The sequence below is a fragment of the Variovorax terrae genome (assembly GCF_022809125.1).
In the GTDB taxonomy this organism is placed as follows: domain Bacteria; phylum Pseudomonadota; class Gammaproteobacteria; order Burkholderiales; family Burkholderiaceae_C; genus Variovorax_A; species Variovorax_A terrae.
Map to the genome: position 1 here is coordinate 2,276,419 of NZ_JALGBI010000001.1, position 26,055 is coordinate 2,302,473.

At 66.2% G+C, this 26,055-nt stretch carries 21 protein-coding genes and 1 pseudogene; 9 read left to right on the forward strand and 13 right to left on the reverse strand.

The annotated features are described in order from the left end of the window. Window position 1: 1 nt before the first annotated feature. Window positions 2-1,003, reverse strand: a complete 1,002-nt coding sequence (gene dusA, locus MMF98_RS10700; protein WP_243306256.1) for a tRNA dihydrouridine(20/20a) synthase DusA — start codon at window positions 1,001-1,003, stop codon at window positions 2-4. A 184-nt stretch (window positions 1,004-1,187) separates the two neighbouring features. Between dusA and MMF98_RS10705 the strand changes: the two genes are divergently transcribed. Continuing rightward, window positions 1,188-1,973, forward strand: a complete 786-nt coding sequence (locus MMF98_RS10705; protein ID WP_243306257.1) for an IclR family transcriptional regulator — start codon at window positions 1,188-1,190, stop codon at window positions 1,971-1,973. A gap of 31 nt (window positions 1,974-2,004) precedes the next feature. Here MMF98_RS10705 and MMF98_RS10710 read toward each other — a convergent pair whose 3' ends face one another. The 5 genes from MMF98_RS10710 to MMF98_RS10730 all read right to left on the reverse strand — a co-directional run bounded on the left by MMF98_RS10710 (window position 2,005) and on the right by MMF98_RS10730 (window position 7,881). Further along, window positions 2,005-3,174, reverse strand: a complete 1,170-nt coding sequence (locus tag MMF98_RS10710; RefSeq protein ID WP_243306258.1) for an MFS transporter — start codon at window positions 3,172-3,174, stop codon at window positions 2,005-2,007. Between the two features lie 130 nt (window positions 3,175-3,304). Next, complete coding sequence (locus MMF98_RS10715; protein ID WP_243306259.1) at window positions 3,305-4,288, reverse strand: Bug family tripartite tricarboxylate transporter substrate binding protein; 984 nt, start codon at window positions 4,286-4,288, stop codon at window positions 3,305-3,307. Continuing rightward, complete coding sequence (locus MMF98_RS10720) at window positions 4,285-6,003, reverse strand: thiamine pyrophosphate-dependent enzyme (RefSeq protein ID WP_243306260.1); 1,719 nt, start codon at window positions 6,001-6,003, stop codon at window positions 4,285-4,287. The genes MMF98_RS10715 and MMF98_RS10720 overlap by 4 nt, the downstream gene beginning before the upstream one ends. Then, on the reverse strand, window positions 6,000-6,182 hold the full coding sequence (locus tag MMF98_RS10725) for a DUF2783 domain-containing protein (protein ID WP_243306261.1): 183 nt from the start codon (window positions 6,180-6,182) through the stop codon (window positions 6,000-6,002). The genes MMF98_RS10720 and MMF98_RS10725 overlap by 4 nt, the downstream gene beginning before the upstream one ends. Next, window positions 6,175-7,881: an FAD-dependent monooxygenase gene (locus tag MMF98_RS10730; protein WP_243306262.1), complete on the reverse strand. Its 1,707-nt coding sequence runs from the start codon at window positions 7,879-7,881 to the stop codon at window positions 6,175-6,177. Before MMF98_RS10730 ends, MMF98_RS10725 begins: the two co-directional genes overlap by 8 nt. A gap of 169 nt (window positions 7,882-8,050) precedes the next feature. Here MMF98_RS10730 and MMF98_RS10735 point away from each other — a divergent pair, with 169 nt between their 5' ends. The 4 genes from MMF98_RS10735 to MMF98_RS10750 all read left to right on the forward strand — a co-directional run bounded on the left by MMF98_RS10735 (window position 8,051) and on the right by MMF98_RS10750 (window position 12,476). Then, window positions 8,051-9,217 carry a homogentisate 1,2-dioxygenase gene (locus MMF98_RS10735; RefSeq protein WP_243306263.1) on the forward strand — a complete coding sequence of 389 codons (1,167 nt, stop codon included), beginning with the start codon at window positions 8,051-8,053 and terminating at the stop codon, window positions 9,215-9,217. Window positions 9,218-9,235: 18 nt separating this feature from the next. After that, window positions 9,236-10,381, forward strand: coding sequence for an alpha/beta hydrolase (locus MMF98_RS10740; protein ID WP_243306264.1), 1,146 nt, complete (start codon window positions 9,236-9,238; stop codon window positions 10,379-10,381). Between the two features lie 64 nt (window positions 10,382-10,445). Next, window positions 10,446-11,885 (forward strand): NAD-dependent succinate-semialdehyde dehydrogenase, encoded by a 1,440-nt coding sequence (locus tag MMF98_RS10745; protein ID WP_243306265.1) that lies wholly within the window; start codon window positions 10,446-10,448, stop codon window positions 11,883-11,885. 183 nt (window positions 11,886-12,068) lie between these two features. Continuing rightward, window positions 12,069-12,476: an RNA-binding protein gene (locus MMF98_RS10750; protein ID WP_243306266.1), complete on the forward strand. Its 408-nt coding sequence runs from the start codon at window positions 12,069-12,071 to the stop codon at window positions 12,474-12,476. A gap of 18 nt (window positions 12,477-12,494) precedes the next feature. Here the strand turns inward: MMF98_RS10750 and MMF98_RS10755 are convergent, their stop codons facing one another. The 4 genes from MMF98_RS10755 to MMF98_RS10770 form a co-directional block, all read right to left on the reverse strand. Then, entirely contained in the window at window positions 12,495-14,057 is a 1,563-nt protein-coding gene (locus tag MMF98_RS10755; RefSeq protein WP_243306267.1) for a SpoVR family protein, read from the reverse strand. After that, window positions 14,054-15,325, reverse strand: a complete 1,272-nt coding sequence (locus MMF98_RS10760; RefSeq protein WP_243306268.1) for a YeaH/YhbH family protein — start codon at window positions 15,323-15,325, stop codon at window positions 14,054-14,056. Before MMF98_RS10760 ends, MMF98_RS10755 begins: the two co-directional genes overlap by 4 nt. Before the next feature lie 57 nt (window positions 15,326-15,382). Beyond that, window positions 15,383-17,305 (reverse strand): PrkA family serine protein kinase, encoded by a 1,923-nt coding sequence (locus MMF98_RS10765; RefSeq protein WP_243306269.1) that lies wholly within the window; start codon window positions 17,303-17,305, stop codon window positions 15,383-15,385. Between the two features lie 171 nt (window positions 17,306-17,476). Continuing rightward, window positions 17,477-18,016: a peroxiredoxin gene (locus MMF98_RS10770; RefSeq protein ID WP_243306270.1), complete on the reverse strand. Its 540-nt coding sequence runs from the start codon at window positions 18,014-18,016 to the stop codon at window positions 17,477-17,479. On the opposite strand from MMF98_RS10770, the gene MMF98_RS10775 reads away from it, so the two are divergent. The 4 genes and pseudogenes from MMF98_RS10775 (at window position 18,015) to MMF98_RS10790 (ending at window position 21,802) form a co-directional block, all read left to right on the forward strand. Further along, window positions 18,015-19,640: a phospholipase D family protein gene (locus MMF98_RS10775; protein WP_243306271.1), complete on the forward strand. Its 1,626-nt coding sequence runs from the start codon at window positions 18,015-18,017 to the stop codon at window positions 19,638-19,640. The two genes, MMF98_RS10770 and MMF98_RS10775, sit on opposite strands and share 2 nt — an antisense overlap. Window positions 19,641-19,671: 31 nt before the next feature. Then, window positions 19,672-20,458, forward strand: a pseudogene (locus MMF98_RS10780) (SDR family oxidoreductase). 16 nt (window positions 20,459-20,474) lie between these two features. Beyond that, window positions 20,475-20,978, forward strand: a complete 504-nt coding sequence (locus MMF98_RS10785; protein WP_243306272.1) for a cupin domain-containing protein — start codon at window positions 20,475-20,477, stop codon at window positions 20,976-20,978. 74 nt (window positions 20,979-21,052) lie between these two features. Then, a complete protein-coding gene (locus MMF98_RS10790) occupies window positions 21,053-21,802 on the forward strand; it encodes an arylmalonate decarboxylase (RefSeq protein ID WP_243306273.1) in 750 nt (249 codons plus the stop codon). A 3-nt stretch (window positions 21,803-21,805) separates the two neighbouring features. Here the strand turns inward: MMF98_RS10790 and MMF98_RS10795 are convergent, their stop codons facing one another. The 3 genes from MMF98_RS10795 to phbB form a co-directional block, all read right to left on the reverse strand. Beyond that, a complete protein-coding gene (locus MMF98_RS10795; protein ID WP_243306274.1) occupies window positions 21,806-23,128 on the reverse strand; it encodes a dicarboxylate/amino acid:cation symporter in 1,323 nt (440 codons plus the stop codon). A gap of 143 nt (window positions 23,129-23,271) precedes the next feature. Then, window positions 23,272-24,981 (reverse strand): cation:proton antiporter domain-containing protein, encoded by a 1,710-nt coding sequence (locus tag MMF98_RS10800; protein WP_243306275.1) that lies wholly within the window; start codon window positions 24,979-24,981, stop codon window positions 23,272-23,274. A gap of 225 nt (window positions 24,982-25,206) precedes the next feature. Next, complete coding sequence (phbB, locus tag MMF98_RS10805) at window positions 25,207-25,944, reverse strand: acetoacetyl-CoA reductase (protein WP_243306276.1); 738 nt, start codon at window positions 25,942-25,944, stop codon at window positions 25,207-25,209. Window positions 25,945-26,055 lie beyond the last annotated feature (111 nt).

The window sequence follows — 26,055 nt, forward strand, 5'->3', positions numbered from 1 at the left end:
CTCAGGCCGCATCCCTGAGCGGTTCGTGCGCCAGCGCCATCACGTCGCACGGGTGCATGCCCTTGAGCCTGTGGTCGCTCCAGACCTGGCGCCACCGGCGCGAGCCGGCCATGCCATGGCGAAGGCCCAGCATGTGGCGGGCGATGCTGCTCCAAGGCGTCCCGTGCTCGGCGGCTTCGCGCACCATGTACTCGGTCATGCGCTCCTCGACCCATTCGCGCGTGAGCGATGGATCTTCGGGCTCGCCAAAGAACGCGGCATCCCACGATGCCAGCCACCATGGGTTGTGGTAGGCCTCGCGGCCAAGCATCACGCCATCGAGCTGCCCGAGCTGCTCGGCCACTTGCACGCCCGTGGTAAACCCGCCGTTGATGGCGATGGTGAGCCCGGGAAATTCCCGCTTGAGCCGGTGCACCAGTTCGTAGCGCAGCGGCGGCACTTCGCGGTTCTCCTTCGGGCTCAGCCCCTGCAGCCAGGCGTTGCGCGCATGGACGATGAAGACGCGGCAACCGGCCTCGCTCACCGTGCCCACGAAGTCGCGGACGAATTCATAGCTCTCGGTCTTGTCGATGCCGATGCGGTGCTTCACCGTCACGGGCACCTTTACAACGTCGACCATCGCCTTTACGCAGTCGGCCACGAGCTGCGGCTCGTTCATCAGGCACGCACCGAACGCGCCGCGCTGCACGCGCTCGCTCGGGCAGCCGCAGTTGAGGTTGATCTCGTCGTAGCCCCACTGCTCGCCCAGCCGCGCGCAATGCGCCAGATCGGCCGGCTCGCTGCCGCCGAGCTGTAGCGCCACCGGGTGCTCCTCCGTGTTGAAGCGCAGATGCCGCGCCACGTCGCCGTGGATCAGCGCGCCGGTGGTCACCATCTCGGTGTACAGCAGCGCATGGCGGCTCAGCAGCCGGTGGAGGTGGCGGCAATGGCGGTCCGTCCAATCCATCATCGGCGCCACGCTCAGGCGCCAGGGACTGGAGGAACTTGGGTTTTCAGGGTTCATGGGAAACGACAGGGCTTGCGCGAGGCACGCCCCGGATTTTCGCTGAAAGCCCATCGGGCCGCCCCGCGCCTCGGCAAACACCCCGCGGCGCACTGAAGCCGCAAATGATGAAGAGATGCCCCGACTTCTCCATAAAATGGAACAGTGATTTATGAAAATGCCGATCCAGCCCAACCCAGCTCCCATGACAGACAACACGCAGCCCCAGCCCAAAGATGAAGTCAGCGCCCTGGCCCGCGGCCTGGCCGTCCTGCGCGTGGTGTCCCAGGCCAGCAAGCCCCTGAGCAACCGCGAACTGGCCGAAGCCACCGGCATCCCCAAGGCCACGGTCTCGCGGCTGGCCGCCACGCTGGTCGGGGCCGGCTACCTGAGGCAACTGGCCGACAGCGAGCGCTTCAGCCTCAGTGCCACGCTGCTCGAACTGAGCAATGCCTATCTGCGCAACTTCGACCTGCGCAGCCATGCGCGACCGCATCTGGCCGAGCTGGCCGAGCAAGCCGGCGCAGCCGTGCACCTGGGCGTGCGCGACGGGCTGGACATCGTGCTGATCGATCACATCCGGCCGCGCTCGGCCGTCATCCTGTCGAATCTGGATGTGGGCTCGCGCATGGCCATCGCCACCTCGGCCTCCGGCCGCGCCTACCTGGCTTCGGCCGACGAGCCCGAGCGGCAGGCGCTGCTGGACAGCATCCGCGCGGCCAGCGGCAGCGGCTGGCGAGCCCTGAAACCCCAACTGGAGGCCGCGCTGCAGGAGCACGCGAGGCTGGGCTACTGCGCCTCGTTCGGCGAGTGGCACCATGACATCCATGCGCTGGGCCTGACGCTGCGCGGCCCGCGCGGCGAGCTGTACGCCGTGAGCTGCGGCGGCCCCGGCTACCTGCTGCCCAAGAAACTGCTGGTCGAGAAAATCGCGCCATTCCTTCTGAAGACGGTGCGGGCCATCTCCGACGAGGCCGGAACCAGCCGCTGAGCAGCGCGCCGGCGGCGCTTCGGCGCCACCGCTAGACAGCCGGCGCCATCACGCGCCGCACCACCACCTGCCCCAGCAGCACGAAGCCGGCGGCCAGCAGCAGCAGGGTCCAGATCAACCCCACACCATGCATCAGGCCCCCGAAGAGAAGCGGCCCGAGGCCCTGCCCCGCGAACAGGCCGCAGGCGAACAGCGCCACCGCCGAGCCGCGCGCGGATGGCGCCAGTTCGGTCACCTGGGTCTGCAGCGAGTTGTGAATCATGTAGAAGCTGAACCCCGCCACCAGCATGGCGAGCGCATCCACCCACCAGGCGGTGGACAGCGTGAGCGCCACATAGCAGCACGCCGCCACCAGCGACCCGACCCGGCACATGCGGCTCACGCCGAGCCACGCAATGAGCTGGCGAACCACGATGGCATACAGCAGCCCTCCGACGCCGAAGGCGCCGAGGATGAGCCCGGTCTGGCCCGACACCGATCCAGGCGCCACGGCCGCGCGCTCAAGCAGCAGCGCCCCGACATAGGGAAAGAAGCTGAAGAACAGCGCGCCCTCGGCCAGGGCGCAGGCATAGAGCCATATCGCCCGGGGATTCTGGAACACCTTGCCGTAGAGCGCCCCAAACGACAACGGCCCGGCTTTCGAGCCGCCCGGTGAAGGCGCGGCCACGGGCCGGGCCTGCCACAGCAGCACGGCCCCCACCGCGGCCAAGATCGTCGAGATGACCAGGGCGCTGTGCCAGCCGAAGGCTTCATTGGCAAGGCCGGACACGATGGAGCCAAGCATCTGGCCGGCGATGATCGCGAACAGCATGCGGCCGATCATCACCTGGCGCTCCGCCATGTCGTATTTCTCGCCCAGCGAGGCCAGCACCAGCGGAATCAGCCCGCCGGCGAAGATGCCGGCAACGATCCGTGTCGCCACCAGCCAGGTGAACGACGGCGCCAGCATGCCCAGCACCAGCGCCAGCGCCAACCCCGTGCCGCAGACCTGCATGCAGCGGATCTTGCTGAACCGGTCCCCGAGCGGCCCCAGGAACAGTTGGGCCACGGCATACGGCAGGGCATAGGCCGTGTTGAGCATGGCGGCCATCTCTGGCCGCACGGCGTAGTGGGATGCCAGGGGCAGCACGATCGGGTCGATCACCCGTAGCGCGAAGCCGCTGGCGAAGACGCAAACAGAAAAAACAAGGAACAGCGGCATGATCGGCAGACAGTCTGGCCGCCCCGGGGAACGGCTCTGGAGACACCGGCCGGGGCATCTCATCCTCCGGCGCGGCAAGAAAACAAAAGGAGCCGCGCTGGCGGCTCCAGGAAAGGACTCCCGGCGGGAATCAGTCCATGCGGATACCGAGCTTGCGAATCACGGTACCCCACTTTTCCGAGTCCTCCCGCATCATGCGGGCATGCTCTTCCGGCGTGCTGGCCACCACCGTCGAGCCGCCACGGATGAACAGCTCCGTCACCTCCGGCGAGCGCACGGCCTTCATCAGCTCGGCATTGAGCGCATTGACGATGTTCTTGGGCGTTCCGGCAGGAGCGAAGAACTGCTCCAGCCCCGGCAGGTCGATCCCGGGCACACCCGCCTCGGTGATGGTGGGCACATCCGGGATCGACGGCAGTCGGTCCTTGTCGGCCACACCGAGGATCTTCACCAGCCCGGCCTTGGCATTGGCGATCGCCGTGGAGGGGCCGTCGAACACGATCTGGATCTGGCCGCCGAGCAGGTCGCGCACGGCCTCGGTGCTGCCCTTGTAAGGCACGTGGACGATGTCGATGCCGGCATTTGCCTTGAGCAGTTCGCCGTTGATGTGGCCCGAGGAACCGATGCCGTACGAACCGTAGTTCACCTTGCCCGGGTTGGCCTTGGCATAGGCCACCATTTCCTTCAGGTTGTTGTACGGCGCGCTACCGGTGGCCACCAGGATCGTGCGCGTGCGGGATGCCACGCCCAGCGGCGTCATGTCCTTGAAGACGTCGAACGGCGGCTTCGCATACAGGTGCGGCAGCTGGCTCGTTGTCACCGTGATCGTGTAGAGCAAGGTGTAGCCGTCAGCCGGGGAGCGCATCAGCTCCCGCACGGCAATGGCCGTCGAGGCGCCCGGCTTGTTCTCGACGATCACGGGCACGCCGGTCTGCTGGGACAGGCGGTTGGCAATGGCCCTGGCCTGGATGTCCGATGAGCCGCCAGGCGAGAGCGGCGTGATGATGCGGATCACTTTCCCTTTCTGCGGAAAGCTGTCCGTCGCCGCCAGCGCGGGCGACAGCAGGATGGGCAAGGCGCACAGGGCGCTCAACAACCGGGTGATAGCCTTCATGGTGTGTCTCCTTCAACGTTTATCGGTGTGCCAAGAGGATTGGGCGTCGCAGGCGCGCCGCCCCGGATCAAATGCCAGGGACTGGGAAACGCCCCGGTCCTTGCTTCGATGAGCGCGGGACGGCGTGCCGCCAGGGCGCCGGCCAGAGCGCCGGCCAGTCCCGCAGGATTCGAGACGCGCATGCCGTCGACGCCGAAGGCCTTCGCCAGATGCATGAAGTCGGGGTTGGTCAGCTCGGTGGCGTAACTGCGCCCGAACTGGCGTTCCTGCAGCAGGCGAACGTTGCCGAAAGCCTCGTTGTTGAAGACCACCAGCACCACCGGCAGATGGTAGCGGCGCGCGGTGGCCAGTTCCTGCAGCGTCCAGCCAAAGCCGCCATCGCCTGCAATGGCCACCACGGCGCGGTCGGGGTGCGCCGCGGCCACGCCCAGGGCCGTGGTGTAGGCGTAGCCCAGAGTCCCCTGATAACCCGCGCTGATGAAGGTGCCGGGCTCGTACACGGGATAGCCCAGGTGAGCCGGGTAGCCGACCTGCGTGAGGTCGCTCACCAGAAAGCCGTCGTCCGGGATGGCACTGCGCAAGACGCGCAGCCATTCACATTGCGGTTCGATGTCTGCGAGCTGAGCAGCGGTCCAGGCGCGCAGCGTCTGGACGTCGCCCGTGCGGTCGGCGGCGGGCCGGTGCCCGTCGAGCGCGGCTGCCAGCGCTTCCAGGGCCAGCCGTGCATCGGCACAGATTGCGGCCTCGGGCGTGCGTGGCGGCCCCAGGTCCTGCGCTTCGGCATTGACCGAGATCAGGCGCGCATCGGCGCGCAGGCGCGGCGGCGCGCCCTGCGGTTCGATGAAGCGGCTGCCCACCGACAGCACCACGTCGGCATGCGGCAGCAGGGCCCGCGACGAGAGCCAGTTCAGCGCCAGCGGATGGCGCGAGGACAAGGCGCCCGTGCCGTTCTCCGTGACCAGCACCGGTGCCTGCAGCCGCTCGGCCAGACGGGCCAGCGCGGCCGATGCGCCGGCGGCCACGATGCCGCCGCCGGCCACGATGACCGGCATGCGGGCGCGGCGCAGCAGCGCTGCCGCACGCTCGATCAAGGCTTCATCGACCTGCCCGGGTTCCGCCGCCACGGTCGCATCGGCGAGCGCCACGGGCTCGGAGCGCTGCAGAACGTCCTGCGGGATCTCTACCCCCACCGGCCGCGGCCGGCCGCTGTGCAGTTGCTGCACCGCGTTGCGCAGAACACCCGGTACTGCTGCCGGCGATGCGGCCAAGCCATGCCACTTGACGAGGCTCTTGAGGATGCCCGACTGATCGGGCAACTCATGCAGCATACCCAGGCCGCGCCCTATCTTGTCAGAGGGAATCTGCGCTGCCAGGAACAGCATGCGCGAGCTGCAGGCGTAGCCAGTGGCCAAGCCAGACAGCGCGTTGAGCATGCCGGGGCCGGGCACCACCATGCTGACGCCCGCGCGCCCGCTGGAGCGCGCATAGCCGTCCGCCATGTACGACGTGGCCTGCTCGTGCCGCGGCACGATGAAGCGCAACTCATCCTGCATGCCGGCCAGCGCGTCCACGGCCCAGTCGAGCTGGACCCCGGGCACCCCAAAAATATCACGCACGCCTTCCTTGACGAGCTGGCGAGCCAGGGCTTCGCCCCCCGTCATCGGGGTGGGTTCTCCCGCCTGCGGGGCGGGTACTGCCGAACGATCATCCTTCATGCTGTATGGCTCCCTTCGAGCGCTGAATCAATGGCTTCGCTGATGGCGGCGGCATCGTCGACCTGCTTCATGAGCAGCAGCACGAGCCGCGCCAGCACCACGGGCGTGCGGGCTTCGCCCACGTCGGTCAACGCGTAGCACAGCCGGGTGTAGACGTCGTCGAATTCCTGCTCAGACATGGCATGCCTCCTGTTCCAGGCCCAGGGCCTGATCGATGGCCAGAACAAGGGCCTCGGGTTCGGCCTCCAGCCAGCGCGCCATCACATGGCCATCGGGGCGCACCAGGTACAGGCTTCCCGCCTGGGCGCCGTACATCGAAAACAGGCGTCCGCTGGAATCCAGCGCGGCGCCGCCCGGCGCTGCCGCCCGGCGCGCAACCACTTGCGCCTGGAAAGGTACGCGCGCCGCCAGATCGCCGAATGCCTCCCCCAGCGCCGCAGGCACCTCACCCGCCTCGCTGAAATAGATCGCCGTGAAGCGGGGCCCGAGCAGATCGGTGAGGAAGCCGGGCTGCCCCTGGATGTCCAGCGGGCATTCGCGCAGGATGTCTCCGGGCAACGGACCGGCCCGGAACACAGCCGCGTCCTGCGAGCCGGCATTGAGCGGCGAGTCATACAGCGGGATCGCCGCATGCTGGCGCGGGTTCATCAGGCTGGTGATCCAGGGATGCCGCTCCGACAGCGACAGCACCGCGTCGCGCATCAGGCGAAACGGGGCCGAAGGCGGCGCCATGAACTCCGCCCCTTTCGAGGCGAAGCGATGGTTTTCGCGTGCGGCATGAACGCGCTCTCTGCTGTAGCTCTCCAGCAGCTGGGGCGAAGCCAGCCCCTTGGCCACGAAGGCCAGTTTCCAGGCCAGGTTGTGGGTGTCGTCGATGGCAGAGTTCATGCCGCGCACGCCGAAGATCGGCACGAGGTGCGCCGCATCGCCGGCAAACAGCACGCGGCCATGCAGGTAGCTGTCCAGCGTCAGCGCGCTGGCGCGGTACAGGCTCATCCAGACCGGCTGCCATGTCCGCTCGATGCCCATCATGCGCAGATGCCGGTCGACCTGGGCGAACACCCGCTCGGGCTTCATCTCCTCGACCTCGTCATCGTCCTCGTTCAACTGGTAGTCGAAGCGCAGCATGTTGCCGGGCTTCTTGTACATCAGCAGCGTGCCGCCCGGCTTCGAGGGTGGGTCGAACCAGCAGCGCCGGCCGACCGGCAGGCCTTCGGTGTCGATGCGGATGTCGATGATCACGTAGCGCCCCTCGTGGCGCTTGCCCTGCATGCGCAGATCCAGCAGATCGCGCACGGTGCTGCGGCCGCCATCGCAGGCCACGACCCAATCGGCCTCGAGTGCATAGCTTCCCTCGGGCGTCTCCACTTCCAGGCGGGCGCCGTCGGCATCCTGGCTCAGGGCTTTCAGCCGGGTCTTCCAGCGAATGTCAACCAGGCCGCTGCGCCGCTGAGCCTCCTCCACCATGCAGTGCTCGATGTAGTTCTGCAGATGGCTGATCGCGGGCGGGTACTTCTGGTGCGCGTCGTGCGGCATGTCGAAGCGGAACACTTCCTTGTCGCGGTAGTAGGTCCAGCCCGTGGTCCAGCCATGGCCCGTGCGCATCACCTCGTCGATGACGCCCAACTGCTCCAGGATCTCAAGCGTGCGGCGCGTGAAGGCGCCGGCGCGGCTGCCGCTGCACACGGTGTCGTCGGCTTCCAGCACCACCACCGGGATGCCGTAGTTGGCCAGCCCGAGCGCCAGCGCGAGGCCGGTGGGGCCTCCACCTGCGATGACCACGCGATGCCGGACCGGATCGCACCCCTGCCGCAGCGGCGCGGGGATGCGTGCTTCGTGATGCTCGTATTTGAAATATTCGTCGAAAGTGATTTCCATAGGACCCCTGCGTCACCGGCCATCGTGGCCGGCAACGGATGAGATAATATTTTGGAACATGGTTTCATTTTATTGATACAAACCCTAATGGACCCCGGCTTTCCAAAAAACTACGCTCAGCACCGCGAATGAATGTTTGTGTTTTCTTTTGAACGATTGGGATGTGCATATGCCTTACTTCATGCAAGTCGGCGAGATACCGCGCAAGCGGTTCTCGCAATTCCGGCGCCCGGACGGCAAGCTCTACGCGGCCGAGGTCATGGGCGAGGAAGGTTTTTCGTCGAACATGTCCCTGCTCTACCACCGCTCGCCGCCCTCCGCCGTGGTCCAGACAACATCACTCCCGCACCAGGCCCCTGATCTCGTGGACAACCACCCCTTGCTGCCGCGCCTGCTGAGCACCAGCGCGCTGCAGGAGGCTGGCGACATGGTCGGAAACCGGCAACTGCTGTGCGGCAACAGCGACGTTCTGGCGTCGTTTGCGGTGTGCGACAGGCCATCGCCGCTGTACCGTAATGCAGCGGGCGATGAGCTCTTCTACATCCACGACGGCGCCGCGCGGCTGGAAACGGTGTTCGGCGTGCTGGAGGTCCGGCAGGGCGACTACGTGGTCATCCCCAAGGCAACCACCCACCGCTGGCTGCCGCAGGGCGGCGAGCCGCTGCGCGCGCTGGTGTTCGAGACCGCTGGCCACATCCGCCCGCCCAAGCGCTACCTCACGGCCCAGGGCCAGTACAACCAGGAGTCGCCCTATTCCGAACTGGACCTGCGCCGCCCCGAAGGGCCGCTGCTGGCCGAGGGCGGCGATGTGGAGGTCGTGGTCAAGAACCGCAATGGCCTGACCCGCTACACCTACCAGACGCATCCTTTCGATGTCGTGGGCTGGTTCGGCTGCAACTATCCCTACGCGCTCAACATCTCGGACTTCTCCCCGATCACCGGCAGCTTCCATCGCCCGCCACCTGTCCATCAAGTGTTCGAGGCGCCCAACTGCGTGTTCTGCAACTTCGTGCCGCGCATGCTCGACTACGATCCGCGCGCCATGCCGATTCCGTCCTACCACTCGAACGTCGATTCGGACGAACTGATCTTCTACGCCGAAGGCAATTTCTTCAGCCGCAAGGGCACGGGCATCGAACGCGGCGCCCTCTCGCTGCACCCTGCCGGCCACATCCACGGCCCGCAGCCGGCCGCCTACGAATCGGGGCCTTCGCGGGTGGGGCAGCGCACCGAGGAGTGCGCTGTGATGCTCGACACCTTCAAGCCGCTGCTGATCGGGCGCGCCGCGCTGGCCGCGGAGAAAGCCGACTACTACCAGTCATGGAATGCACGCTGAATCATGGATAGAACACAAATGAATCGCCGGGAACTGCTGGCCGTCCCGATGCAGAGCAGCGGCGCCATGGACGTGCAGTCCGGCGTGGCGCGCCGCGCCGGTGTCCTGTGGTGCACGCGGCACCGCGCCGCCGGCGTGGGCGGGCCGATCGCCGACACGGCGGTGGTGGTGATCCACCCCTCCTCCAACTTCATGGGCCACTATGCCCTCGATGCGCTGGCCGAATGCGGCGTGGATGCGATCGGCATGACCACGCGCTACATCGGCAACGAAGCCATGCTGCTGCTTGAGCATTGCGTGGTCGACATCGGCTCGGTGGTCCGCCACCTGCGCAACGAGGGCTACAGGCGCGTGGTGCTGATCGGCAATTCGGGCGGCGGCGGTCTGGTGGCGCTCTACCAGAACCAGGCCGAGCACCCGACGATCACGGCGCCGCCCGCGGGCGGGCCGCCGGACCTGACCCGCGCGGACCTGCCGCCCGCCGACGGACTGATCATGCTGATGGCCCACCCCGGGCGCAACATCGTTCTCACCGAGAAGCTCGACCCGTCCATCCTGGACGAGACCGATCCCTTCCGGCGCGACCCGGCGCTCGACCTGTTCAACCCGGACAACGGCCCCCCTTACTCGCCCGAATTCCTGGCGCGCTACCGCGCGGCACAAGTGGCGCGCAGCGAGCGCATCACCCAATGGGCGCTGGCGCAACTGGCCGAGTTGAAGGAACGCACCCATGGCCGCGTCGACGACCTGCCCTTCGTGGTGCATGGCACCATGGCCGATCCGCGCAACCTCGATCTGTCGCTGGATCCATCGGACCGCGCCGCCACCACGCAATGGGGCGCTCCTGATGTGGCCAACCTGATTCCCGCGTCCATCGGCCACTACACCAGCCTGCGCTCCTGGCTCTCGCAATGGAGCTCGTCCCTGTCGAACGGCAACGGCCCCGAGCGCCTGCAGACCGTCAAGGCGCCCGTGCACGTGATCTACGGCACGGCCGATCCGGGATGCTACCCGGGGCACGCCAGGATGCTGTACGACGCCGTACCGCATGACAACAAGCTGCTCACCCCGATCCCCGGCGCCAAGCACTACCTGTTCGACCAGCCTGAACACAAGCGCGCGTGCTGCCGCCTGATCGCCGACTGGTCGCAGTCGCTGGCCTGAAAGCCCCAGGGCGGCCTGCTAACAAGGCCGCCCTCGGCATGTTCCCCCATTCAACAAGCAGATCATGTACTCAGACGTCCAACTTTTCATCAACGGCGCATGGTGCGATGGTGCCGCAGGCAAGAGCGAGCCCATCCTGAATCCCGCCACCGGCCAGCCCCTGGCCCGACTGGCCCATGCCGACCGCAGCGACCTGGACCGCGCGCTAGCCGCCGCCGATGCGGGCTTTCACACATGGCGCAAGGTGTCCGCGTTCGACCGCTACAAGATCCTGCGCAAGGCCGCCGACCTGATGCGCAGCCGGGCCGATGCCATCGGCCTCCTGATGACGCAGGAACAGGGCAAGCCGCTTGCGGAGGCCCGGGCCGAGGCCGCTTCGGCCGGCGACCTGATCGACTGGTTTGCCGAGGAAGGCCGGCGCACCTATGGCCGCATCATTCCGGCACGCGCGGAAGGCATCAGCCAGATGGTGGTGAAGGAACCCGTGGGCCCGGTGGCCGCCTTCACGCCCTGGAATTTCCCGATCAACCAGGCCGTGCGCAAGGTGTCCGCCGCGCTGGCCTCCGGCTGTTCGGTCATCCTCAAGGGCCCGGAAGAAACACCGGCGAGCTGCGCCGCGCTGGTGCAGGCCTATGTGGATGCCGGTGTGCCGGCGGGTGCCATCAACCTGGTGTTTGGAACGCCCGCCGACATCTCGGGCTACCTGATCCCGCATCCCGTGATCCGCAAGGTCACCTTCACCGGCTCGACCCCGGTGGGCAAGCAGCTCGCGGCATTGGCTGGCCAGCACATGAAGCGCGTCACCATGGAGCTGGGCGGCCACGCCCCGGCCATCGTGTTCGAGGATGCCGATGTGGATGCGGCCATCGCCCTGCTGAGCGGCGCCAAGTTCCGCAACGCGGGCCAGATCTGCGCCTCTCCCACGCGCTTCCTGATCCATGAATCGGTCTATGAGCGCTTCGTCGAAGGCTTCGTGCGCGCGGCCCAGAACGTCAAGGTCGGCAACGGCCTGGACCCGTCCACCCGCATGGGCCCGCTGGCCAACGCGCGGCGCGTCCAGGCCATGGAGCGGCTGGTGGACGACGCCGTGTCCAGGGGCGCCCGCCTCGCCACCGGGGGCAAGCGCATCGGCACCGAGGGCAACTTCTTCGAGCCCACGGTGCTCACCGGTGTCGGCGTGGACGCACGGATCATGAGTGAAGAGCCCTTCGGCCCCATTGCGCCCATCCTGCCTTTCAAACATTTCGATGAGGTGATCCGCGAAGCCAACCGGCTGCCCTATGGGCTCGCCGCCTACGCTTACACCCGCTCGCTCAAGACCGCCAGTGCCGTCAGCGCGGCGCTCGAAAGCGGCATGGTCACCATCAACCACCACGGCTTCGCGTTGCCCGAGGTTCCCTTTGGCGGCGTGAAGGACTCGGGCTATGGCTCGGAAGGTGGCTCCGAGGCCATCGAGGCCTACCTGAACACCAAATTTGTCACGCAAGTAGGCATTGACGCCTGACCGGCGAGCACAGGCCACTGGATTCGGGGTGTGATGCACCCCGAATCCTGCCTTGGCCAGGCTCATGCGCCGCGAGGAAAGTACCCCTGCTGAAAGGAGTGCAATCGTTGGCGCGGCCATTGATAGAACCTAAAGTAGCAACATCAGGTGCGGTGCCCTGCCATGCGCCGCCGAGGAGTTGCCATGAAGCCATTTGCGCTCGAAACCCGGATGCTCACGCTGCGCGGAGTGTTCTATCCGATTGGCTATCTGTTCGTGATGCTGACCAATTTTGAGGATGCCGAAAAGATCGACCACGATCTGCGTGCTGGCGGCTATGGCGAGCACGACATCATGCTGCTCGAGCCCGAAGCCATTCTCGGAAAAATTGGGAGCACCATCCGGCACGACGACCCCAATCTTCTGCCCTCCCTGGGCACCGAAGCCGCGACCGTGCGCGAGTATGAAGAACGCGCGCTCCAGGGGCATTACGCCCTGATGATCCACGCACCATCCGATGAAGAAACCCGGCGCGTCATGGACGTGGTGCACACCGTGCCCTTCTCCTATGCGCAAAGGTATCGGCGGCTCGTGATCGAAGACATCACCTAGCCGCTCCCCGGCCCGAACTCAAGGGTGCGGCGGAGTCACCTCCCATTGCTGCAGCGCCTTGCCGTGGCTGTCCACGCTTTCGAGCCGCACACGAAAGCCCCACAGCCGCCCCACGTGCTTGAGCACTTCCTGGACTTCCTCGTCGAGCGGGCGATCGTTGTGCCGGGTATGGCGCAGCGTCAGCGAGCGGTCGCCGCGCACGTCCACGTTCCAGACCTGGATGTTGGGCTCGCGCCAGTTCAGGTCGTTCTGGCAGGCCAGGGCCTCGCGCACATGCCGATAGCCGGCTTCGTCGTGGATCGCGGAGACTTCAAGCTCGCTGCGGGCTGCATCATCGACGATGGAAAACAGGCGCAGCTCGCGCATCAGGCGGGGCGACAGATACTGCCCGATGAAGCTCTCGTCGCGGAAGTGCCGCATCGCATGGTCCAGCGTCTTGAGCCAGTCGGAACCTGCGATGTCTGGAAACCATTGCCGGTCCTCGTCCGTCGGTGACCGGCAGATGCGCTTGAGATCGTTGAACATGGCGAAGCCCAACGCATAGGGGTTGATGCCGCTGTAGGCCGGATGCGTCACCGGCGGCTGGTAGATAACGTTGGTGTGCGAGCGCAGGCATTCGATCATGAAGCCGTCGGTCAGCCTGCCTTCGTCGTACAAGGTGTTGAGCAGCGTGTAGTGCCAGAACGTGGCCCAGCCTTCGTTCATGATCTGCGTCTGCCGCTGCGGATAGAAATACTGCGCGATCTTGCGCACGATGCGCACCACCTCGCGCTGCCACGGTTCCAGCAGCGGCGCGTTCTTCTCGATGAAGTACAGGATATTCTCCTGCGGCTCTGCCGGGAAGTGGCGCCCGGCCTTCTCGGCCTGCTGGCGGTCGGCCGGCTTGGGCAGCGTGCGCCACAGGTCGTTCACCTGCTGCTGCAGGTAGGCCTCGCGGTCCTTGCGGCGCGCCTCTTCCTCGGCCATCGAGAGCTTTTGCGAGCGCTGGTACCGGTCCACGCCGTGGCTCATGAGCGCATGGCAGGAATCGAGCAGGTCCTCGACGACGTCTGGCCCATAGTGCTCCTCGCAATCGGCAATGTAGTTGCGCGCATACACCAGGTAGTCGATGATCGACGTGGCGTCGGTCCACATGCGGAACAGATAGTTGCCCTTGAAGAACGAGTTGTGGCCGTAGCAAGCATGCGCCATCACCAGCGCCTGCATCGGCATCGTGTTCTCTTCCATCAGGTAGGCGATGCAGGGGTCGGAGTTGATCACGATCTCGTAGGCAAGCCCCATGTGGCCACGGCGGTAGCTCTTCTCGGTCGCGATGAACCGCTTGCCGTAGGACCAGTGCCTATAGTTCACCGGCATGCCCACCGAGGCATAGGCGTCGATCATCTGTTCGGCGCTGATGATCTCGAGCTGCACCGGATAGGTATCCAGTCCGAAGCGGCGGGCCGTGCGGGCGATCTCGCTGTGGTAAGCCTCGATCAGCTCGAACGACCAGTCCGACGGACTCGGCAGCGGCTCGCGCTGGCGGAAAGAGGCTGCCGGGGACGACGAGGCAGCCTCCACCGGCGTGTCGTGTCGGCTCATGATGCCCCCGCTTTCTTGAACAGTTCCCGGAACACGGGGTAGATGTCCGCCGCCTGCGTGATCTTCTGCATGGCGAAGTTCGCATGCGTTTCGCGCACCTGGGTGTACTCCGCCCAGAGGTTCTGGTCTTCCTCGCCCACCTGCACGTAGGCGAAGTAGCGCGACAGCGGCAGCAGTTTCTCGGCCAGCAGTTCGCGGCACTTCGCCGAATCCTGGTGCCAGTTGTCACCGTCGGAGGCCTGGGCGCCGTAGATATTCCATTGGCCCGGGGGATAGCGCTCCTGGATGATCTGGTGCATCAGCGTCAATGCGCTCGACACCACGGTGCCCCCGCTCTCGGTCGACCGGAAGAACTCCTCCTCCGACACCTCGGAAGCCTGGGTGTGGTGGCGGATGAAGATGACCTCGGTCCTCTGGTAGTGCCGCATCAGGAACAGGTACAGCAGGATGAAGAAACGCTTGGCGATGTCCTTGCGCGCCTCGTCCATGGAGCCGGACACGTCCATCAGGCAGAACATCGCGGCCTTGGCCGTGGGCAGCGGCACCCGGACCCGATTGCGGTAGCGCAGGTCGAACGGGTCGAGAAACGGGATCTGCAGCAGCCTGCGCCGCAACGCCTCGATCTGCGCCTTGAGCGCCAGGATCTCGCTTCTGGGCGTATGGGCGTGGCGCGCCGCTTGCGCCAGTTGGGCCTCGAGCTCGGCCAACTGCCGGCGCACGCTGCCGCCCATGGCGATGCGCCGGCCCAGGGCAGCGCGCATCGACCGCACCACGTGCAGATTGGTGGGCGTTCCCTCCGAGATGAAGCCGGCGCGCTGCGAGCGCCATTCCGGCGCATCGGGCAGGAGCTGGGTGCGCACCAGATGCGGCAGCGCAAGATCGTCGAAGAAATACTGCATGAATTCTTCGCGCGAGATGCGGAACACGAAGTCGTCCTCGCCGCTGCCGTCGGGGCTGCCATCTCCCTGCCCCAGGCCACCAACGCCGCCGCTCGGGCGCTCGATGCGGTCGCCCCGCACATATTCTCGATTGCCCGGATGCACGATTTCGCGGGTGCCGCCCGGGCCGTGGCTGAAAACGGGTTCCGACACGTCGCGCCGCGGCAGGGTGATGTCCTCGCCGCGTTCGATGTCATGGATGCTGCGGCCATCCACGGCGCGACGCACCGCTTCCCGGATCTGCTCGCGAAAGCGGCGCAGGAAACGCTCTCGGTTGCCGATGGACCGGTTCCTGCCCGACAGCCTGCGGTCGATGACTTGCTGGAGCATGGTGGCCTCCGGTCTGGGCGGTTCAGTGGGCGTGCGGTGTGTCGGCTCCCGCCCGCCTCAGGAACTCTTGCGCACCCGCAGGTACCACTCGCACAGCAGGCGCACCTGGCGCGTGGTGTAGCCCTTATCCACCATGCGGTTGACGAAGTCCTCGTGCTTCTTCTGCTCGTCGGCGCTGGCCTTGGCGTTGAACGAGATCACCGGCAGCAGGTCTTCGGTGTTCGAGAACATCTTCTTCTCGATCACCGTGCGCAGCTTCTCGTAGCTCGTCCAGACCGGGTTCTTGCCGGCATTGCCGGCGCGCGCGCGCAGCACGAAGTTGACGATCTCGTTGCGGAAATCCTTGGGATTGCTGATGCCCGCGGGCTTCTCGATCTTCTCCAGCTCGGCGTTCAGCGCCGAACGGTCGAAGCTCTCGCCAGTGTCGGTATCCCGGTATTCCTGATCCTGGATCCAGAAGTCGGCATAGGTCACATAGCGGTCGAAGATGTTCTGCCCGTACTCGGAATACGACTCCAGGTAGGCCGTCTGGATCTCCTTGCCGATGAACTCGGCATAGCGCACCGCCAGGTTTTCCTTGATGAAGGCGAGATACTTCTGCTCGATCTCGGGAGGAAACTGCTCGCGCTCGATCTGCTGCTCGAGCACATACATCAGGTGCACCGGGTTGGCGGCGATCTCGGTCGAGTCGAAGTTGAACACCTTGGACACGATCTTGAAGGCGAAACGCGTGGAGATGCCACTCATGCCCTCGTCCACGCCGGCATAGTCACGGTACTCCTGGTAGCTCTTGGCCTTGGGATCGGTGTCCTTGAGACTTTCGCCGTCGTAGACCATGAGCTTGCTGAAGATGCTCGAATTCTCGGGCTCCTTCAAGCGCGTGAGCACCGCGAACTGCGCCATCATCTTGAGCGTGCCGGGCGAGCAGACCGCGTTGGCCAGCGAGGAGTTGCGAATCAGCTTCTCGTAGATCTTCACCTCGTCCGACACGCGCAGGCAGTACGGCACCTTGACGATGTAGATGCGGTCGAGAAAGGCTTCGTTGTTGCGGTTGTTCTTGAACGCCTTCCATTCGCTCTCGTTCGAGTGCGCCATGATGATGCCGTCGAATGGAATGGCACCAAAGCCTTCGGTGCCCTTGAAATTGCTTTCCTGGGTGGCGGTCAGCAGCGGGTGCAGCACCTTGATCGGCGCCTTGAACATCTCCACGAACTCGAGCAGCCCCTGGTTGGCCAGGCACAGGCCGCCGGAATAGCTGTAGGCATCCGGATCGTCCTGGGCGTAGGTTTCGAGCTTGCGGATGTCGATCTTGCCCACCAGCGAGGAGATGTCCTGGTTGTTCTCGTCACCCGGTTCGGTCTTGGCGATCGCGCATTGCTTCAAAATCGACGGATAACGCTTGACGACGCGGAACTTGCGGATGTCGCCACCATACTCGTCCAGCCGCTTGACGGCCCAGGGCGACATGATGCGCTGCAAGTAGCGCGGTGCGATGCCATACTGCGTCTGCAGCAGCGGTGCATCCTCGGTGTTGCTGAACAGGCCCAGCGGCGATTCGTTGACGGGCGAGCCCTTCAGGGCATAGAACGGCACCTGCTCCATCAGCTGCTTGAGCCGCTCGGCGATCGAGGACTTGCCGCCGCCCACCGGTCCCAGCAGGTAGAGGATCTGCTTTTTTTCCTCCAGGCCCTGGGCCGCGTGGCGAAAGTAGGAAACGACCTGTTCGATCGGCTCCTCCAGCCCATAGAAATCGCGGAACGCGGGATAGAGCTTGATGACCTTGTTGCCGAACAGCCGCGACAGGCGCTGGTCGTGGCGCGTGTCGAACAACTCCGGCTCCCCGATGGCCGCCAGCACGCGCTCGGCCGCCGTCGCATAGACGAGCGGATCGCGCTTGCAGGCCTCCAGGTATTCCTCGATGGACAGCTCGTCCTCGCGAGTCTGCTCGTAGCGTGTCAGAAAGTTACGGACCACATCCATACAACCCCCTTCCCGGCCCCGGCGGACTGCTCGCGTCCAAGCCTGGACCCTTTGGCTATTGTGCGCCTCCCTTCGGACAATCCCTCTGAGAGGTGTATGAGGTAGATACCCCTTCCGCGGAAAAGTTCTTGAACACCGCGGACATATGGCTCAATGCCTGTTCATTTCATTCTATTTCGAAGTCTTGCCCGACGGCGCCCAGTCGCGCAACGCGGCCAGCGCCTTCTCGACATGCCGGTCCGGGTTCAGGCTCATGTACTGGTAGACCACATGGCCGTTCGGCGCAATCACATACGTGATGCGATTGGCAAAATCCGGCCGCGTCTGCATCACCGCGTCATAGGCCTTGATGACCGTCTTGCTCTCGTCCGAGGCGACCGGGAAGCGGCTCTGGCAGGACTGCAGCGAGAATTTGGACAGGATGTCGATGTCGTCGCCCGACACGCCGATCACCGTCGCGCCCAGCGCCTCGAACTTGTCCATCGACTCGGCAAAGGTGTGCGCCTCGATCGAACAGCCGTAGGAGAATGCGGCAGGGAAGAAATACAGCACCACCGGGCCTCTGGCCAGTGCATCGGCCAGCGAGTATTTGAAAACCTTGCCCCCCAGGGCGGCCGGCACGGTAAAGTTCGGCGCAGGCTCGCCCACATCCAGGGCCGCCTGTGCGGACCAGGACAACAGCAGCAAGAACAGGGACAGCGTGCGCTTCATGATTTATCTCGCCCGACGATTCATTACAGCAACATTGTGCGCCACACGCGCCCATCTGTCCCGGGCCGCCCGCATCGGCGCCCTGCTGCTGGCCACCACCCTGGCCGCCTGCGGCTCACTGCCTGCGCAGATGCCGCGCACTGCCTCCAACGCGCTGCCTGCGGCCGACACCGCGCTGGCCAAGACCGCCAGAGCCTCCATCCCGGCCGAAGACCAGACCGGCGTGCGGCTGCTGCCGCTGGGCGTCTATTCCCTGGACGCGCGCATCGAGCTGATCCAGCGCGCGCAGCAGTCGCTGGACCTGCAGTACTACGTGATCGAGGGCGACTCCAGCGGCCGGCTGCTGCTGGGCAGCCTGCGCGATGCGGCCCTGCGCGGCGTGCGGGTACGGCTGCTGGTGGACGACCTGCACACCGCCTCGACACAAAGCATGCTGCGCGCCATGGCCGCGCTGCCGCGCGTCGAAGTGCGGCTGTTCAACCCCTTCTGCTGCGCGCGCGGCAACATCGCCAGCCGGTTCATGGCCTCGCTGACAGACTTCAGCCGGCTCAACCGGCGCATGCACAACAAGCTCTTCATCGCCGACGGCGCCATGGCCATCGTGGGCGGCCGCAACATCGCCGACGAATACTTCACCCGCAACCCGCTGCAGAATTTCCTGGACATGGATGCCTTCCTGATCGGCGCCGTGGTGCCTCAGCTGCAGGCCATCTTCGACCGCTACTGGAACAGCGAGCAGGCCTACCCCGTGGAAACCATCGTCGGCACCCGAAGCGACGGCGACCAGCTCCAGCAGGACCTGGCCAAGCTGCTCGGCATGGAAAAACCGAGCCAGCCCCTGCAGAACCTGCCGCCGGTGGACGTGCTCGGCTACGGCCCGATCAGCGAGGAGCTGGAAACCGGGCGTATCGGCCTGGTATGGGGCACCGGCTATGCCTATGCCGACCCGCCCAACAAGGTCACCCTCGCGGACGACGACGAAGCCCGCTCCACCAGCGTCACGCTGAACGTGATGGACAGCGTGCAGGCGGCGCAGACCGAGGTGGTGCTGATGTCGCCCTATCTGGTGCCGGGCAGGGAGGGCATGCGCGTCATGAAGAACCTGCGCAGCAATGGCGTCAACGTGACCATCCTGACCAATTCGCTGGCGGCCTCCGATTCGCCGCTGGTGCACACCGGCTACGCCCGCTACCGCGTGGGCATGCTCAAGGACGGCGTCGACCTGTACGAGCTGAGCGCCATGCGCGCGGCCACCAACAAGCGCCTAGGCCTGAACATGTTCGGTACCTCCTCGCGCGGGCTGCTCCATGCCAAGACCGTGGTGATCGACCGCCGCACCGTGTTCGTCGGCTCCATGAACCTCGACCCGCGCTCGGCCAGCCAGAACACCGAACTCGGCATCCTGATCGACAGCCCGCCGCTGGCCCGCGAGATGCTGCGCATCATCAACATCAGCAAGCTGCAAAGCGCCTACCGGCTGCGGCTGTCGCCCGCCGGCACCATCGAATGGCTCACGCTGGACAACGACCATGAAGTCGTGCTCACCAGCGAGCCCGAGACCACCTTCCTCATGCGGCTACACAATTTCCTGCTCAGCCCGCTCGTGCCCGAACAGCTGTTGTAACCGTGGCGCTTCGCGCTCGAAAGATTCCTCCATGAACCTCGAACTCCACCACAAGCGCGTCTTCATCACCGGCGGCAGCAAGGGCATCGGCCTGGCCTGCGCCGAAGCCTTCCTGCGCGAGGGAGCGCAGGTCGCCATCGCCTCGCGCCGGGCGGACAACCTCGCCGCAGCCCAGGCCACCCTCGGCCCGGCTGGCTCGCCGCCGGTCACCGTGCAAGCCGATCTGGCCGATGCCGCGCAGGCCGCACGCGCGGTGCAGCAAGCCCAGGCCGCGCTCGGCGGCATCGACATCCTGGTCACCTGTGCCGGCGCGGCGCGCCGCACGCCGCCGGACGAGCTCACGCCGCAGCACTGGCGCGATGCCATGGAGGCCAAGTATTTCAGCTACCTGAACGTGATCGACCCGGTCATCAAGCTCATGGCGGCGCAGGGACACGGCGCCATCGTCAACGTGATCGGCGCGGGCGGCAAGGTGGCGAGCCCCACGCACCTGCCCGGCGGCGCCGCCAATGCGGCCCTGATGCTGGTGACGGCCGGGCTGGCCCATGCCTACGGGCCCCGGGGCGTGCGCGTCAACGCCATCAATCCCTCGGCCACCCACACCGAACGCCTGCAGCAGGGCCTGGAAGCCGAAGCCCGGCTGTCCGGCGACACCATGGAGGAAACGCTGGCGCGCGCCAGCCAGCGCGCCCCGCTGGGGCGCATCGCGCAACCGCAGGAAGTGGCCTCGGCCGTCCTGTTCCTGGCGTCGGCGGGCCAGCTACATCTCGGGCGCCATCCTGACCATGGACGGCGCGGCCACGCCCATCGTGGTTTGAGGCACACTGCGCTCCCATGTCGACACGCCCCCACGAACTCAAGGCCGCGCTGCAGTTGCAGCCCCACCCTGAAGGCGGCTGGTACCGCGAGGTGTTCCGCTCACCCGCCCAGGTTCAGACAGCCGACGGCCGCGGCCAGCGCAGCGCGTTGACCGCCATCTACTTCCTGCTCGAAGCCGGCCAGCACTCGCGCTGGCACCGCGTCCTGTCCGATGAAGTTTGGGTGCACCTTGAGGGCGATGTCCTTGACCTGTGGACATGGGATGCTATCAAAAACATAGCAACCTGCCACCTGCTCGGCCCGGTGGAGACCCATGCCGGCGTCCAGCCCCAGCATGTCGTCGGCGCCGGCCTGTGGCAGGCAGCGCGTCCGCGCACCGGTGGCCCCGGCGGCTACACGCTGGCCGCCTGCATGGTGGGCCCCGGCTTCGATTTCGCGGATTTCTCGATGATGTCGCCCGACGGCCCCGACGCCCGGCAACTGCACCGCGACCACCCGGCACTGGCCGTCTTCATCTGAGCGGAAGCACCCGGCAACCCCACTCGCCCGCTGCATCCGCATACTCACATCCAACCCTGTCCAGCCTGCTTGCCATGCCCCTCGACTCCACTCCCACCCTCGGCCTGATCGTCCCCCCTGCCAGCGGCGCCGTGCCCGGCGATGCCGCCCGGCTCTATGGCAGCCGCGTGCGCTTCATCGCGCGCGGGCTCGGCCTGGGCGAGATTTCGCCCAGCGGCTTCAACACCGTGATCGACACCGTGCTGGACAAGGCCCGCGAACTGCGCGACGCCGGCGCCCAGGCGATCTCGCTCATGGGCACCTCCATCAGTTTCTACCGTGGCGCCGCCTTCACCGAGGAGCTGCGCCAGGCCATGCAGCAGGCCACCGGCCTGCCCTGCACCACCATGAGCCACGCCATCGTCGAGGCGCTGCGCGCGCTCGGCCTGCGGCGCGTGGCCGTGGCCACCTCCTACATCGACGAACTGAACGACCGCCTGGTCGACTACCTGAGCGGCGCCGGCTTCGAGGTCACCGCCATCCGCGGCCTGTCCATCACCGGCGTGCAGGCGGTCGGCGATGTGCCGCCGCAGACCCTGATCGAACTGGCCACGTCGGTCTACCGCGAGAATCCGGCGGCCGACGGCATCTTCATCTCCTGCGGTGGCCTGCTGACGCTGGATGTGATTCCGGCGCTCGAAGCCTCGCTTGGCGTGCCTGCGGCGTCCAGCTCGCCGGCCGGCTTCTGGAATGTGATGAAAGTCGCGGGGCTCGAGCCCGGCGCGGACGGTTTTGGGCGTCTTTTCAGCCCGGCACGTCAGCGGCAGGCCGACCCGGCCGCCTGAGCCTCAGCGCCCGGGCTCGCCCTCGCGCTCCAGGATGGCTTCGGGCTCCTGGGCTTCCTCCCAGGTCTCGTGGTCCAGCACGGCACGCATGCGCGTGGTGTCGAGTTCGCCGGTCCATTGGGCGACCACCAGCGTGGCCACGCCGTTGCCCACCAGGTTGGTCAGCGCCCGCGCTTCCGACATGAAGCGGTCGATGCCCAGGATCAGCGCCAGCCCGGCCACGGGCACGCCGCCCACGGCCGAGAGCGTGGCCGCCAGCACGATGAAGCCGCTGCCGGTGACGCCGGCAGCGCCCTTGGAGGTGAGCACCAGCACGGCCAGCAGCGTGACCTGCTGCAGCAGGGTCATGGGCGTGTCGGTGGCCTGGGCGATGAACATCGCGGCCATCGTCAGGTAGATCGAGGTGCCGTCGAGATTGAACGAATAGCCGGTGGGGATCACCAGGCCCACGACCGACTTGCGCACGCCGAGGTTCTCCATCTTCTCCATCATGCGCGGCAGCACCGACTCCGACGAAGAGGTGCCGAGCACGATCAGCAGTTCTTCCTTGATGTACTTGATGAGTTTCCACACGCTGAACCCGTGCAGGCGGCCGATGATGCCCAGCACCACGAAGATGAAGATCAGGCAAGTGAGGTAGAACGTGCCCATCAGCTTGCCCAGCGAGAACAGCGAGGCGATGCCGTACTTGCCGATGGTGAAAGCCATGGCACCGAAGGCGCCGATGGGCGCCACCTTCATGATGATGCCGACGATGTCGAACAGCACCTTCGAGGTCTTCTCGATCATGTCGAACACCAGCGTGCCGCGCCCGCCGAACTTGTGCAGCGCAAAGCCGAACAGCACGGCAAACAGCAGCACCTGCAGGATGTCGCCCTTGGCGAAGGCATCGACCACCGAGCTTGGAATGATGTCCAGCAGGAACTCGGTCGCGCCCTGCAGCTTGCCGGGCCCCGTGTAGGCGGCGATGCCCTTGGTATCCAGCGTGGCCGGGTTCACGTTCATGCCGGCGCCGGGCTGGAACAGGTTCACGATGGTCAGGCCGACCAGCAGCGCCAGGGTGCTCACCAGCTCGAAGTACAGCAGCGCCAGGCCGCCGGTCTTGCCGACCTTCTTCATGTCCTCCATGCCGGCGATGCCCACCACCACGGTGCAGAAGATGATGGGCGCGATGATCATCTTGATGAGCTTGATGAAGCCGTCGCCCAGGGGCTTCATTTCGGTGCCCAGATGCGGGTAGAAATGCCCGAGGAAGACACCGATCACCACAGCCGTCAGAACCTGCAGGTACAGGGAGCGGTAGAAAGGCCGCTTGGCAGAGGACATGGGGACCTCCTTCGTAGATCGTCTTAGGGTTGTTATCACCGTTTACGACCCACTGCGGTCAGAAGAAGTTCTTAATTCTTCCGATAATAAGGGTTTACCCTTATGTTGCACTGCAACCCAGCCCTCGCCGGCATCGCAGGCCGTCAGGCCATCTGCGCGGCGTGCACCGCGCCCGAGCGCTCCAGCACATGGCGCGTCATCGACTGCGCCAGTTCCTGCTCGCCGAGGAAGACCTTGCCGGCGTTCTCCTGCTCCAGCAGCCTGGCCTCTTCCTCGTTGTGCGTACGCACCACGGTCTCGATGGCGGGGTTGAGCGTGCGCGCGATGCCGATCATCTGCCGCACGTTCAGGGTGTCGGGCGTGGCGATCACCAGCATGCGGGCGCGCGCGATATGCGCCTGGATCAGCACCGCGGGATCGGCCGCATCGCCCGAGACGGCCGGCACGCCCTGGGCGCGCAGCTGCTCCACCAGTTCGCGGTTCTGCTCGGCCACCACATACGGAATGTCATGCGCCGCCAGTGCGGCCGCAATGCGCCGCCCGACCCGCCCGTAGCCCACCAGCACCACCTGGCGCGAGAGGAACTTGGCGTCGGTGGACATGGGCAGCTCGGCAAGCGGGTCGTCGCGCTGCTCGAGCCTGCGCGCGAAGGCCGACCTTGCGCGCAGCCACCGCTGCAGCGGGTTGATCGCGCGGAACACCAGCGGGTTGACCGCAATCGAGATCAGCGCCCCCGCCAGCACCAGGCTCTGCCCCTCGGCCGGCAGCAGGCCCAGCGAACCGCCCAGGCCCACCAGGATGAACGAGAACTCGCCGATCTGCGCCAGGCTGGCCGACACCGTGAGCGCCGTGTTCAGCGGGTAGCGAAACGCCACCACCAGCGCCGCCGCCGCGAGCGACTTGCCCACGATGATGATGCCCACCACCGCCAGCACTTGCAGCGGCCGCTCGACCAGCACCATCGGGTTGAACAGCATGCCGACCGACACGAAGAACAGCACCGCGAACGCATCGCGCAGCGGCAGCGACTCCTGGGCCGCGCGGTGGCTGAACTCCGACTCGCGCATCACCATGCCGGCAAAGAACGCCCCCAGCGCGAACGACACGCCGAACAGCGCCGCGGAGGCAAAGGCGATGCTGATCGCCGCCGCCACCACGCACAGCGTGAACAGCTCGCGCGAGCCGGTGCGCGTCACCTGCCACAGTACCCAGGGAAACACGCGCCGTCCCACCACCAGCATCAGCGCCACGAAGCCGCCGACCTGCAGCAGCGTCAGGCCCAGCGCCTCCCACAGCGCCAGCGGGTCGCTGGCGCCGCCCGTGCCGTTGAGCCAGCCGCCCAGCGGCGGCAGCAGCACCAGCACCAGCACCATGGCCAGGTCTTCCACCACCAGCCAGCCGACGGCGATGCGGCCGGTGAACGAATCGAGGATGCCCAGCGTCTCCAGCGCGCGCAGCAGCACCACCGTGCTCGCCACCGAGAGCGCCAGGCCGAACACCAGCGCGCCGCCCAGGCTCCAGCCCCACCAGGTGGCCACGCCCATGCCCATCATGGTGGCCACGGCCATCTGCACCACCGCGCCCGGCAACGCCAGCTTGCGCACCGACAGCAGGTCGTCCAGCGAGAAGTGCAGGCCCACGCCGAACATCAGCAGCATCACGCCGATCTCGGCCAGCTGGCTGGCGATCGCCGCGTCCGCCACGAAGCCCGGCGTGAACGGCCCGATGATCACCCCCGCCAGCAGGTAGCCCACCAGCGCGGGCAGCTTCAGGCGGGCCGCGAGAAACCCCAGGATCAGGGCCAGCCCCATGCCTGCGGCGATGGTGTTGATGAGCGCGACGCTGTGGGGCATGCGGACGGGTTCTCCTTCGGGTCAAGGGTTGCAGGGGCTGGCCATGCCGACCGCGGCGGGCTCAGGCCCGCCGCACCCGACGGAATGCATGACAGGAAATTTACTACAGGAGCCGCCCGCCGCCGGCGCTTTTTGATGGCGAGCCCCGCTGTCATTGGAGAGCGGGCCCCCAAAAGAAAAACCCGCCTCGCGGCGGGTCTTTTTCGGAAAGCCTCGCAAGAGGCCTCAGCCCATGTGCAGGCCGCCGTTGACGGAGAAGTCCGCGCCGGTGGAATAGCCGCCTTCGTCCGTGGCCAGCCACGAGATGATGGAGGCGATTTCGCTCGGCTCGCCCAGGCGCTTGACGGGAATGGTGGCCACGATCTTGTCGAGCACTTCCTGGCGGATGGCCTTGACCATGTCGGTGCCGATGTAGCCCGGGCTCACGGTGTTGACCGTCACGCCTTTGCTCGCCAGCTCCTGGGCCAGCGCCATCGTGAAGCCGTGCATGCCGGCCTTGGCCGCGGAGTAGTTGGTCTGGCCGGCCTGGCCTTTTTCGCCGTTCACGGAACTGATGTTGATGATGCGGCCCCAGCCTTTTTCCACCATGTCGCTCACCACCTGCTTGGTAACGTTGAACATGCTGTTGAGGTTGGTCTCGATCACCGCGTCCCAGTCCTCGCGCGTCATCTTGAGGAACATGCGGTCGCGCGTGATGCCGGCGTTGTTCACCAGCACGTCGATGGAGCCGTGCTCGGCCTTGGCCTTGCTGAAGGCGTCGACCGTGGACTCCCAGGCGCCGACATTGCCCACCGAGGCGTAGAAGGTGTAGCCCAGCGCCTTCTGCTCGTTCAGCCATTTGCCAAAGTCGCGTGTGGGGCCGCAGCCCGCGATGACCTTGAAGCCATCCTTGTGAAGACGCTGGCAAATGGCGGTGCCGATGCCGCCCATGCCGCCGGTGACGTACGCTACTTTCTGGCTCATGATCTACTCCTGTCGCTTGTGTTCGCTATGAATTGAATAGCACCCGGCGCCCATTCCTCCTGGACCTCGGGCCGAAATGCACGGAAATCGCCGCAGCCGGCGGCCGCAGCG

Coding starts and splice junctions, on each gene's coding strand:
- dusA (WP_243306256.1), bottom strand. CDS start 1,003: ATGAACCCTGAAAACCCAAGTTCCTCCAGTCCCTGGCGCCTGAGCGTG.
- MMF98_RS10705 (WP_243306257.1), top strand. CDS start 1,188: ATGACAGACAACACGCAGCCCCAGCCCAAAGATGAAGTCAGCGCCCTG.
- MMF98_RS10710 (WP_243306258.1), bottom strand. CDS start 3,174: ATGCCGCTGTTCCTTGTTTTTTCTGTTTGCGTCTTCGCCAGCGGCTTC.
- MMF98_RS10715 (WP_243306259.1), bottom strand. CDS start 4,288: ATGAAGGCTATCACCCGGTTGTTGAGCGCCCTGTGCGCCTTGCCCATC.
- MMF98_RS10720 (WP_243306260.1), bottom strand. CDS start 6,003: ATGAAGGATGATCGTTCGGCAGTACCCGCCCCGCAGGCGGGAGAACCC.
- MMF98_RS10725 (WP_243306261.1), bottom strand. CDS start 6,182: ATGTCTGAGCAGGAATTCGACGACGTCTACACCCGGCTGTGCTACGCG.
- MMF98_RS10730 (WP_243306262.1), bottom strand. CDS start 7,881: ATGGAAATCACTTTCGACGAATATTTCAAATACGAGCATCACGAAGCA.
- MMF98_RS10735 (WP_243306263.1), top strand. CDS start 8,051: ATGCCTTACTTCATGCAAGTCGGCGAGATACCGCGCAAGCGGTTCTCG.
- MMF98_RS10740 (WP_243306264.1), top strand. CDS start 9,236: ATGAATCGCCGGGAACTGCTGGCCGTCCCGATGCAGAGCAGCGGCGCC.
- MMF98_RS10745 (WP_243306265.1), top strand. CDS start 10,446: ATGTACTCAGACGTCCAACTTTTCATCAACGGCGCATGGTGCGATGGT.
- MMF98_RS10750 (WP_243306266.1), top strand. CDS start 12,069: ATGAAGCCATTTGCGCTCGAAACCCGGATGCTCACGCTGCGCGGAGTG.
- MMF98_RS10755 (WP_243306267.1), bottom strand. CDS start 14,057: ATGAGCCGACACGACACGCCGGTGGAGGCTGCCTCGTCGTCCCCGGCA.
- MMF98_RS10760 (WP_243306268.1), bottom strand. CDS start 15,325: ATGCTCCAGCAAGTCATCGACCGCAGGCTGTCGGGCAGGAACCGGTCC.
- MMF98_RS10765 (WP_243306269.1), bottom strand. CDS start 17,305: ATGGATGTGGTCCGTAACTTTCTGACACGCTACGAGCAGACTCGCGAG.
- MMF98_RS10775 (WP_243306271.1), top strand. CDS start 18,015: ATGATTTATCTCGCCCGACGATTCATTACAGCAACATTGTGCGCCACA.
- MMF98_RS10770 (WP_243306270.1), bottom strand. CDS start 18,016: ATGAAGCGCACGCTGTCCCTGTTCTTGCTGCTGTTGTCCTGGTCCGCA.
- MMF98_RS10785 (WP_243306272.1), top strand. CDS start 20,475: ATGTCGACACGCCCCCACGAACTCAAGGCCGCGCTGCAGTTGCAGCCC.
- MMF98_RS10790 (WP_243306273.1), top strand. CDS start 21,053: ATGCCCCTCGACTCCACTCCCACCCTCGGCCTGATCGTCCCCCCTGCC.
- MMF98_RS10795 (WP_243306274.1), bottom strand. CDS start 23,128: ATGTCCTCTGCCAAGCGGCCTTTCTACCGCTCCCTGTACCTGCAGGTT.
- MMF98_RS10800 (WP_243306275.1), bottom strand. CDS start 24,981: ATGCCCCACAGCGTCGCGCTCATCAACACCATCGCCGCAGGCATGGGG.
- phbB (WP_243306276.1), bottom strand. CDS start 25,944: ATGAGCCAGAAAGTAGCGTACGTCACCGGCGGCATGGGCGGCATCGGC.